Annotated in this window: 6 protein-coding genes; 4 read left to right on the plus strand and 2 right to left on the minus strand. The window is 67.0% G+C overall.

The features are described 5' to 3' along the window. Window positions 1–778: 778 nt before the first annotated feature. Window positions 779–6,811 carry a negative regulator of septation ring formation gene (locus ACOJTD_RS18795; protein WP_420134391.1) on the minus strand — a complete coding sequence of 2,011 codons (6,033 nt, stop codon included), beginning with the start codon at window positions 6,809–6,811 and terminating at the stop codon, window positions 779–781. 413 nt (window positions 6,812–7,224) lie between these two features. On the opposite strand from ACOJTD_RS18795, the gene ACOJTD_RS18800 reads away from it, so the two are divergent. Next, window positions 7,225–7,566: an Hpt domain-containing protein gene (locus tag ACOJTD_RS18800; RefSeq protein WP_420134395.1), complete on the plus strand. Its 342-nt coding sequence runs from the start codon at window positions 7,225–7,227 to the stop codon at window positions 7,564–7,566. Window positions 7,567–7,731: 165 nt separating this feature from the next. Further along, window positions 7,732–8,052, plus strand: coding sequence for a 2Fe-2S iron-sulfur cluster-binding protein (locus ACOJTD_RS18805; protein ID WP_254984241.1), 321 nt, complete (start codon window positions 7,732–7,734; stop codon window positions 8,050–8,052). Window positions 8,053–8,299: 247 nt separating this feature from the next. On the opposite strand, the gene ACOJTD_RS18810 is transcribed toward ACOJTD_RS18805, so the two are convergent. Further along, window positions 8,300–8,749 carry an acyl-CoA thioesterase gene (locus ACOJTD_RS18810; RefSeq protein ID WP_420134392.1) on the minus strand — a complete coding sequence of 150 codons (450 nt, stop codon included), beginning with the start codon at window positions 8,747–8,749 and terminating at the stop codon, window positions 8,300–8,302. Window positions 8,750–8,910: 161 nt separating this feature from the next. On the opposite strand from ACOJTD_RS18810, the gene ACOJTD_RS18815 reads away from it, so the two are divergent. Both ACOJTD_RS18815 and ACOJTD_RS18820 read left to right on the plus strand, forming a co-directional pair. Further along, complete coding sequence (locus ACOJTD_RS18815; RefSeq protein WP_420134393.1) at window positions 8,911–9,939, plus strand: NAD(P)/FAD-dependent oxidoreductase; 1,029 nt, start codon at window positions 8,911–8,913, stop codon at window positions 9,937–9,939. Between the two features lie 297 nt (window positions 9,940–10,236). Next, window positions 10,237–10,652, plus strand: a 416-nt coding sequence (locus tag ACOJTD_RS18820; RefSeq protein WP_420134394.1) for a chloride channel protein, incomplete at its 3' end; no start/stop codon positions are given.

Consider the following 10,652-nt stretch of genomic DNA (forward strand, 5'->3'; position numbering starts at 1 on the left):
CGGTGGAAGCGGAACGCCTGGTCGGGGCTTGATGCCACGCGGGACATCAGGACCACACGCCTTGGCCGTCCGCGGCAGCGTGGTCGTCAGCGCTTCGGTGTCGGCTCACGGGACCTTTCGATGAAAGGGAGCCCGCCCTGCTTTCACGTCCCCGCCTGACGCTGCCGCGTCCATCGCCCCCCGCCCCGCGAACCGTGACGATCGCGTTTCGCCCCTCTCCCCGGGGCGGGTTAAGACGGACTATAGTCCTTTTAGGAATTTTGTCAAGAATGGCGCGACTCGAACTCGCCGTCTAGCCGGGTGCAAACCTCTCGTTCGTCATTCCGGGGCACGCGCGTAGCGCGTGAGCCCGGAATCCATAACCCCTGTGCTTCGTTGTTGATCGCGGTAGCCGTCGTGCACTTGACGAGAGCCTAGGGGGTATGGATTCCGGGCTCGCGCTGCGCGCGCCCCGGAATGACGAACGAGAGGGTGGATTGCCGAGATCCAGTGAGGGCACTCCGCTCGGCGAGTCGCTGACTGACTGCCTGCGTCGCCCTCACCCCAACCCTCTCCCGCAAGCGGGAGAGGGAGCGCGCTGCGGACCGGGGCTGATACGTCGAGTACACCGGGCGGGCAGTGACGAGGCAGTAGCAATATCCGGAACGGGGGGTGCGACCTGCGCGGTCAATAAAAGCGGAGGCCGGGGGCCTCCGCTTGGTTGTTACTTGTGGTCGCTGCCGATTTGCCGGCGAACGATCACTGTGAGGGGCGGGCAGGGAGCCCGCCGCGCGTCAGCTCATCCGAGCCGCCCCGCCGCGTGGGCCAGCAGCGTGTACACCAGGCCGGTCTCCGAGCTGAGATGCGTGCGCAGGGCTTGCGGGCCGCGTTCGTCGCGGGCGACTTCGTCGAGCAGGCGCTCGAACTCGGTGATGTAGCGGTCGACGGTCTGCTTGAAGGCACGGTCGCTGCGATACTTGCGGGCGACTTCGTCGAACGCCTTCTGGCCGGCCGGGGTGTAGAGCCGCTTGCTGAAGGCCTTGGCCTCACCGCGCTGATAGCGGTCCCACATCTCCAGCACCAGGTTGCGGTCCATCAGCCGGCCGATGTCGAGCGACAGCGATTCCAGCGGAGTGCCGCTCACCGCCTGCTGGGCCGTCCGGCCGCGCGGGGCTTCGCGCTCCGGCGTGGTCTCGGCGCGGTTGAGCAGCTCCGACAGCCAGCCGTCGCGGCCCTGATCGGCGGCCGGGGCGACCGGCGGGGCTTCGGTGCGGCGCGGCGGACCGGCGGGCAGGCCGAGATCCGGCGGCGGCAGGGTGGCGGCGCTGGTCTCGCGACGCGGGGCAGGGCGCGGCGCCGGTTCGGACCGCGGCATCGGCTCCGGCCGGGACACCGGCTCGGCGACTCGCGAGACAGTCTCGCTGCGTCCGCCGGCGGCGGCCAGCATCGGCTCTTCCTCGCGCACCACGCTGGCGCGGGAGGTCGACACCACGTCCATGCCGCGGCCGTGACGGGCGACGATGCGGTTGAGTTCGGCCAGCGCCTCGATCTGGTCGACGATCACCTTGCGCATCTGCGCAGTGCTCTCGGCGGCCTCCTGCGGGATTTCGAGCACGCCGCGGCGGAGCTCCTCGCGGGTCGATTCCAGCTCCTCGTGCATCTCCGCGGCCATCTTCTTGATGCCCTGGACGATGGCGGAGAAGCGGTCGGCGGACTGCTTGAACAGCGCGTCGGCCTGCTGGGTGCCCTGCTGATAGACCTGCTGCATCGCCTCGGTCGTGAGCAGGCGCTCGTGTTCGGCGGCGGCACGCACCGCCTCGAACTGCTGGGTGATGGTGGTCGAGCCGGCACCGGCGGTCTCGGCAACGACCCGCGCGATGTCGCGGGCGCGTTCCTCGGCCGCGGCCAGGGATTCGTCGAGCAGGCTGGTGAAGCGGCTCAGGCGCTGGTCGAGATCGGCGGTGCGCAGGTCGATGGTGGTGACCAGCGATTCGAGCGACTCCTTGCGGTCGTTGACCGAGCTCGAGGCGCTGCGGTTGCTCTGCTGCACGAGCTCTGCGGCTTCCGCCAGCGCGCGGCCATGGGCCTCGAACTGTTCGGACAGCGCGTTGAGATCGGCGAGTGCCCGCGAGGTCTTGCCATGGAAGCCGGTGAGCTGGTCTTCCAGGCCCTGCGTCGCGGCCGTGCTGCGGGCGTTGACGTCGTTCATGGTGGCGACGAAGTCGGCCACGCGGGTGACCAGCGCGCGCTCCAGCGAGTTGAGGTTCTCGTGGGCGCCGGTGAGGACTTCCTGCAGCAGGATGTTGCCCTCGCGCAGTCGCTCGAACAGCGCGACGGTGTCGCTGCGCAGGATCTTGCTGGTCTCCTGCATCTCGGTGACGGCCGCGACAGAGACCTGACGCGACTGGTCGATGGCGGAACGCGACGCCAGTTCGAGATCCTTGAGCGACTTGTTGATCGCGCCGGTGGCGAGATCGCCGGCGCCGGTGATCGAGCGTGCGACGTCGGTGCCGTTGGTGACGATCGAGTTCGAGAACGCCTTGCCGCGGGTCTCGATCGCGTTGAGTGCGTCGGTGGTGACACGGTCGATGTCGATCGTGAGCTGGCTGGTCTTGCCGGAGAGAGCTTCGACCAGCACGCCGCGCTTGCTGTCCATGATCTGCGACAGGCGGTCGGCCTGCTGCTGCACGTAGCTGACGATCTCGTCGCTCTTCGCCGTGATGGTCGAGCCGAAGCTGCCGCTGGCGGCGAACACCGAGCGTTCGATCTCCGCGGTGGTCGACTTGATCTTCGACGAGACCTCGTTGGACACCGCCACCAGGGCGGTCTGGGCCGCGGCCGCGCTGACCTGGATGTTGTCGGTGGTGTTGCTGGTGACGCCGGCGAGCGTGCGCTCGATGTCGGCGGAGATCGCCTTGATCTGGGTGGCGGCCTCCGACGAGCTGGTGGTGAGCGTCGTCTGCACTTCGCGGGCGCTGCCGAGGATGGTCGATGCCGCGGCGGCGCTGACCGTGGTCAGCGTGCGCTCGACGTCGGTCGCCAGCGACTTGACGTGGTTGGCGGCTTCCTCGGACGCAGTCATCAGCGAGGTCTGCGCTTCGCGCGCGCCGGTGACGATCGAGTCGGCCGAGGTCCGGCCGGCGCTGATCAGGCTGCGCTCGACTTCGGCGGCGAGCGACCGCACCTGATCGGACGCGGAGGTCGACGACGCGGCGAGCGTGGCCTGCAGGTCGCGGGCGCTGGCGAGGATCGCGCCGGCGGTGGCGCTGCCGGCGGCCGTGAGCGTGCGCTCGACGTCGCCGGTGAGCGACTTCACCTGATTGGTGGCGTCGGTCGACGTCGTCAGCAGGGTCTGCTGCGCCTCGCGGACGCCGGACAGCAGCGTCTCGACGGTGGCGCTGCCCGCCGCCGTCAGGCGGCGTTCGATGTCGCTGGCGAGCGACACCACCTGGGTCGACGCCTCGGACGAGGTCGAGACCAGCGCGGTCTGGGCTTCGCGGGCGCCGGCGACGATCGCGCTGGCGGTCGAGGTGCCGACATCCGACAGCGTGCGCTGCACGTCGTCGGTCAGCGACTTGACCTGTTCGGCGGCTTCCTGCGACGCCGCGAGCAGCGTGGTCTGGGCGGCGCGGGCGCCGCTCAGCACCGACTCCGCGGTGGCGTTGCCGGCCGCGTACAGCGTGCGCTCGATATCGGTCGACAGCGAGCGGATCTGACCGGTGACTTCGGTCGAGGCGGAGACCAGCGTGGTCTGCGCTTCACGGGCGCTGGCCAGCACCGAGGCCGCGGTCTGGTCGCCGGCGCCGATTAGCGTGCGCTCGATATCGGCGGACAGCGAGCGGATCTGGCTGGCGACGTCGGTGGACGACGACACCAGCGTCGACTGGGCGTCGCGGGCGCTGTTGAGCACGGCGGTCGAGGCCGTGCTGCCGACTTCGGAGAGAGTCCGCTGGATCTCGGCGCTGAGCGCCTTGACCTCGTTGGTGACGTCGGCGGAGCTCGACACCAGCGTGGTCTGCGCCTCGCGGGCGCCGGCCAGCAGCGATGCGGCGGTCGAGGTGCCGGCGACCGAGAGCGTGCGCTCGATGTCGGCCGACAGCGACCGCAGCTGTGCCAGCGTGTCGCCGGAAGCGGCGGCCAGCTTGGACTGCGCTTCGGTCGCGCTCGCCACCACCGAGCTGGCGGCATTGGTGCCGACCGCGGTGAGGGCGCGTTCGATTTCCGACGAGGTGAGCTGAAGCTGGGCGCCGACTTCGGTCGACACCGACAGCATCGCGTCCTTGGCGGTGCGGGCGCCGCTCTGGATCGTCTCGGTGGTGTTGATCGCCAGATTGGTGAGCGAGCGTTCCGCGTCCGAGACGTGCGACTTGATGCCGAGCGACAGCTCTTCGGCGCGCGCCATCAGCAGGTCGCTGGCCTCGCGGCCGGTGTGCTCGAACCGGCCGGCCACCGCTTCGACGCGGGAGCCGAGCAGGTCCTCGAACTGCGACACGCGCAGATCGATATCGGTCAGCACGGCGCCGACGCGGCCTTCGAGGCCGTCGTGAATATCCTGGAAGCGGGCGCTGACCGTGGCCGCGAGGCTGTTGCTGCGGCTGTCGATCGTCTCGGTGACGTTGACGATGCGCTCGTCGATCGCGCCGATCGCCTGAGCGGTGCCGTCGGTGAGCGAGTGGGTGAGGTGGGTCAGCCGCGAGTCGATCGACTCGATCGCCTGCACGGCGCCGGCGATCAGCGTATCGGCGAGCTTCTCGACACGGCTGTCGATCAGCGCGACCGCGTTGTCGGCGCCGGTCGACATCGTGGTCGAGATCTGGCTGAAGCGATCGTCGATCATGCCGACCGCGTGGCTGGCGCCGCTTTCCATCGTGGTCGAGAGCTGCGTGATGCGGTCGTCGATCAGGTCGATCGCCTGGCTCGATCCGGTGGTCAGCGTCTCGGATAGCTGCGCGATGCGGGTGTCGATGCTCTCGGTCACCGACTGGGTGCGCGAGGCGAAGTTCTCGTCGAGCGACTTCAGGTGCGTATCGACGCTGTCGTCGAACGCCTTGATCTTGCTCTCCAGCGAGCCGTCGAGGTTGCTGACGCGGGAGTCGAACACGTTCTCGAAATGCGACAGGCGCTGGTCGAGCGTGGCGCTGAGTTCGCCGCCGCGCGAGGTGACGCGCTGGTCGAAATTGTCGACGTAGGTCTTCAGCGTGCCCGCGATGTCCTCGGTGCGCTGGCCCATGCGCTCGACGATCTCGCCGCCATAGGTCTTCACGGTGCGATCGAACTCGGAGATGTGGCGCGTGATCAGCGCGCCGAGCGTGCCGGAGTCGCGCGCGAACTTCTCGGCGAGCTCCGAGCCCTGCCGCTTCACGAGGTCGTCGAACGCGCTCATCTGCAGGCTGAGCGTGTCGTGCGCGTTCTCGGTCTGGCTCACCACCTTGGCGACCAGGGTGTTGACGGTGACGTCGAGCGCTTCGCTGGCCTTGTCGCCGCTGGTCAGGATCTGGTCGGCGAGGCGGTTGCCGGCCTCGTCGATCTTGCTGACGAGGTCGTCGCTGCGCAGCTCGAGTTCGAGCAGCAGCGAGTCCGAGGAGTTCTTCAGCGAATCGTGGACCTGCTCGGTGCGTTCCGAAATGCCGTCGACGATGCTGACCGAGCGCTGCTCGAATTCGCCGGTGATGCGATCGAGCCGCTCGTTGAGCATCTCGTGGACGCGATCGGCGAGCTCGACGAATTCGTCGTGCACATGGCCGGTCTTGAAGTTCAGGCTGGCGGTCAGCCGCTCGCTGGCTTCGAGCACCGCACGGGTGGTCTCGCCGCTGGCTTCCTCGAGCCGGTCGAGCAGATCGCCGCCGCGCTCGCCGAGCGCCAGGATCATGTTGTCGCCGGCGTGGCCGAGCGCCGTGGTGATGTGGGCGCCGCGCTCTTCCAGCGCGCTGGTGATGCTCTTGGCGACTTCGTCGACGCGCGACGCGATCGCGTCGGAAATCAGCGCGATGTCGTGGCGCAGATCGATCTGCACGCCGGAGATGGCGCTACGCACCTGCTCGGCCTGTCCGACGAGATTGTCGCGCTGATGCGCGATGTCCTGCAGCAGGGCGCGGATGCGGACTTCGTTGTCGGAATAGGCGCGCTCCAGCGCCGAGACTTCGTTGGCCACCAGGGTTTCGAGTTCGCCGGCGCGCGCGATCGCGCGCTCGACGCCATCGCCGAGCGCGGCGACTTCGCGGCGGATCGCCTGGCCGACAGTGACGACGGAATCGCTGGCGGCGATTTCCGGCTCGGAGAACCGGATCGCGACCTGCGCCATCGACTGCGCGATCATGCGCAGTTCCTGGCCGCGCCAGGTCAGGCTGGCGAGGAAATAGAACAGCATCACCGGCGCGAGGAACAGCGCGACCAGACCGACCAGCGCGATGGTGCCGCCGGCGCCCTGGCCGACCATCGTCTGCAGCGAGGGCAGGAAGCTGAAGGTCAGCACCAGACCGCCGAGCACCCAAACGCCGGCGAAGATCGAGGCGAGCATGTAGACGTTGCGGGCGGGACGGCCCTTCTGCAGCGCCTGCAACAGCTGGCCGATGGTCTCACGATCGTCATTGGCCGGCCGCTGGGCGAAGCGGCGGTCGTCGGCCTGTTCGAAACTGGGACGATCGGTGGTGATGCGCGGTTCGGGCGCACCATCGTTGAAGGCGGGCGGCGGCGTCAGCGCCGCGGAGCTCTCGTCGCGCGCAGCGGACTCGGCGTCGGACCCGGCGGGCGCGTCGCTGAGGTTCAGGGCTTCCTGAATTGCGGACAGTGCCACTTCGGTCGGATCTTTGATCTTCTTGGGATTATTCGCCATGTGACCTACGCCCTCGTTCTACGCACCGGGGGAACGCTGGGCGATATCAGCCACAGCCTGCCAGCCGGTCTGGTGCCCAGCCCGGCGCGGTCGAACCCCCTCGACGCCGGACTTTTGTCCACCACTTCCGCAAACATCCTATTGGCTCGGTGCTTCGAATGAAATGGCCGACGTTAAGACATTCTTAATCATCGTTAACGGGAATAGCCGCTAAGCCCTTTTACGGTCGCCGAAATCCGCCGTGGCCCGGGAAACGGCAGCAAATTACCGACAAAATGGCCTCAAACTTGCGAGGCTGTCCCATAATGATCCGTTAACCAATCCTGTGCTTCGATCTGGAAAACTGTGGCTGGCCCTGTGGAGGGCGGCCCATGGAGGCATCAGTGTCGCTGCAGGTTGAACGGGTGGAGTGGATGGCGTCGCCGCCTCTGGTGCCGGATTTCGCAATCGACGAGGCGCATCTCGCGCGGATGACGCTTGGCGACCGGGCGCTGGAGCGCGAGGTGCTGACGATGTTCTCGGCGCAGGCCGCGAGCCTGGTGGCACTTCTATCGTCGTGGCCGGCGGACGCCGCGGCGCTGGCACATACGCTGAAGGGCTCGGCCCGGGCCATCGGGGCATTCGCGGTGGCGGATGCGGCCGCCGACCTCGAAGACGCCCTGCGGCGTGGAAGCGACGCCGCCGAACTGCTGGCGATGCTCGACGCCGCAGTCGATCATGCCCGGGTGGCGATCGGCGACCTGCTGGAACGCTGACCGCTTCGCGCTGCACCATGTCCGAGCCACGCCGTTGCGGCGAAAGGCCGATCAGCGGCGGCCGGTTTTTGGCCGGCGGCGCTGGCGGAAAGCCGATCGACCCGCTATAGGACAGCGCGTCATCCTTTCCCTGTCAGAACCTTGTAGAGCGTCCGACGAGCAATCATGGCCAAGATTCACTTTGTTGATCATTCCGGAGAAACCCGCACGGTCGACGTCGAGAACGGCGCGACGGTGATGGAAGCGGCGATCCGTAACGCCATCCCCGGCATCGAGGCCGAATGCGGCGGCGCCTGCGCCTGCGCGACCTGCCACGTCTATATCGACGAAGCCTGGCGCGAGAAGGTCGGCGGCCCGTCGCCGATGGAAGAAGACATGCTCGACTTCGGCTACGACGTGCGGCCGAACTCGCGGCTGTCGTGCCAGATCAAGGTCTCGGACGAACTCGACGGCCTCGTCGTCTCGACCCCGGACCGCCAGGCCTGATCCTGCTCAGACTGACTGGGATGTCGTTCTAGAGCGTTTCATCGCTTGATTGAAACGATCGACCATTCCGCAGGCACTGAATCCTCATCCTGAGGAGCCCGGCGAAGCCGGGCGTCTCGAAGGATGGGGCAACGCATCCCTTGCGGCCCATGGTTCGAGACGGCGCTGCGCGCCTCCTCACCACGAGGTTATGCGTGTGGCGGGAGTTACTGAGCTTCCGTTCTGATCCAAGAAAGGCAGAGCGGCTCTACTCCTGCTCCTGCGCGTAGCCTCGCCGCCACCACGGCTTCAACTTTTCGATCAGTTCGTCGGTGAGCGGCGTCGGCTTGCGGCTGTGGAGATCGACCAGCACCGTGATGGCGCGAGCCGAGGCGACGCAGACTCCGTTCGAAAACACCGCCTGATCGTAATGCGTCGAGGTGCGGCCGAGCTTCACCAGGCCGATGCCGAGCTCGATGGTTCCCGGCCAGTGCAACTCGCTGCGGAAGTGGATATCGAGCCGTGCCAGCACCCAGGACATGCCCTGCGGAACCAGTCCTCTGATCAGCGTGACACGCGCGCTCTCGAAGTAACTGGCATAGACCGCGTTGTTGACGTGGTTGTTCGGATCGAGATCCGCGAAGCGGACATTGTCCGAAAGTCGGTAGGGGAAGTCGTCGAGCTGCGGGGCAGCATGGTCGCGGGTTCTTGCGGTCAAGGCCATTCTCCGGGCTTTTGCTGTCCATTGAGCCCAGTTCTTGAGCTAGAACAAGGTGCCGGCGCGGTTTTATGGCTTTTCTCCCCCGCCCGGCTTGGCTAGACAAGCCGCGGCCGGACCGCCCCGCGTCCGAGAATTCTTCAACGCGAAAAGAATAAGCGATGACCGAAACGATCAAGACTGATGTGCTGATTGTCGGCGCGGGTCCGTGCGGACTGTTCGCCGTGTTCGAACTGGGCCTGCTCGACGTCAAGGCCCATCTGGTGGACATTCTCGACAAGGTCGGCGGCCAGTGCGCCGAGCTGTATCCGGAAAAGCCGATCTACGACATTCCGGGCGTGCCGATGATCACCGGCCACGGACTCACCGAAGCGCTGATGGAGCAGATCAAGCCGTTCAACCCGACCTTCCATCTCAACGAGATGATCGAGACGGTCGAGAAGATCGGCGATCCGGAATTCCGCGTCACCACGAATGCGGGCACGGTGTTCGAGTGCAAGGTGCTGGTCGTCGCGGCGGGCGGCGGTTCGTTCCAGCCCAAGCGGCCGCCGGTGCCGGGCGTCGAGGCCTATGAAGGCAAGTCGGTGCACTACGCGGTGCGCAAGATGGAAGACTTCCGCGGCAAGGACATCCTGATCGTCGGCGGTGGTGATAGCGCGCTCGACTGGACGCTGAACCTCAACCCGATCTGCAAGAGCATGACGCTGGTGCATCGTCGCGACGACTTCCGCGGCGCGCCCCACAGCGTCGAGCAGATGCGCCAGCTCGTCGCCAGCGGCAAGCTCGCGCTCAAGATCGGCCAGATCACCGAACTGCACGGTGATAACGGTCAGCTCTCGAGTGCCACCATCAAGCTCAACGACAACTCGGTCGAGCAGATCACCTGCGACGCGATGCTGCCGTTCTTCGGCCTGACCATGAAGCTCGGCCCGGTCGCGAACTGGGGCCTGCATCTGGAGAACAACCTGATCCCGGTCGACACCGGCACGTTCGAGACCAACGTCCCCGGCATCTTCGCGATCGGCGATATCAACACCTATCCGGGCAAGCTGAAGCTGATCCTGTCCGGCTTCCACGAAGGCGCGCTGATGGCTCAGAAGGCCGTGAAGTACGTCTATCCCGACAAGCGCGTCGTGTTCCAGTACACGCCCTCGTCGACCAACCTGCAGAAGAAGCTCGGCGTGAACTAAGCGCTGCGGCGGCTGCGGCCGCCGTGCACCGCCTGAGCGAGTGAGTGATGGAGGGCGCGCCGCAAGGTGCGCCCTTCGTGTTTTAGGGGTGATGGCAGCCTCCGTCATTGCGAGCGACGCGAAGCAATCCAGCGCCGTGCACGGAGCTGGATTGCTTCGTCGCTGCGCTCCTCGCAATGACGGAGCGCTGCCGCGTTTCACGCCAAGTTGACGCGGCAACTTGCTGGACTCGGGGCGCGGATGCGCGCCATGAAGGGGCTGACGCCGTTCACGCTTGCGCGAGGCCCGATTCCGCCGATGAAATTCGCCGTGTCCCACCGCCAGAAGCGGCAGTTCGTGATCTTTTCGTCGCGGTCGCGGCGGCGGGCGATCTTTCTGGCGGGCGGGCTGTTCATCGGTGTGGCGGCGGCGGCGCTGGCTTGGCTGGCCGACCTGGCGCAGGACGCCTTCGCCGATCTGCTGCGGCATTCGCGCTACTGGCCGCTGCTGATCACGCCGCTCGGCTTCCTCGTCTCGGTGTATCTCACCAATCGCTTCTTCCAGAACGCGCAGGGCAGCGGCATTCCGCAGGCGATCGCGGCGCGCCGGCTGACCGACCAGGGCGCGCGCGGGCGGCTGGTGTCGCTGCGCGCAGCGGTCGGCAAGTTCGTGCTGACGCTGTTCGGCCTGCTGATCGGCGCCTCGGTCGGTCGCGAGGGACCCACGGTGCAGAT

Source organism: Rhodopseudomonas sp., assembly GCF_048594845.1.
Taxonomy (GTDB): Bacteria; Pseudomonadota; Alphaproteobacteria; order Rhizobiales; family Xanthobacteraceae; genus Rhodopseudomonas.

Bases quoted from the DNA above. Each gene is read 5' to 3' on its own strand.
- ACOJTD_RS18795 (WP_420134391.1), bottom strand. From the start codon at position 6,811: ATGGCGAATAATCCCAAGAAGATCAAAGATCCGACCGAAGTGGCACTG.
- ACOJTD_RS18800 (WP_420134395.1), top strand. From the start codon at position 7,225: ATGGCGTCGCCGCCTCTGGTGCCGGATTTCGCAATCGACGAGGCGCAT.
- ACOJTD_RS18805 (WP_254984241.1), top strand. From the start codon at position 7,732: ATGGCCAAGATTCACTTTGTTGATCATTCCGGAGAAACCCGCACGGTC.
- ACOJTD_RS18815 (WP_420134393.1), top strand. From the start codon at position 8,911: ATGACCGAAACGATCAAGACTGATGTGCTGATTGTCGGCGCGGGTCCG.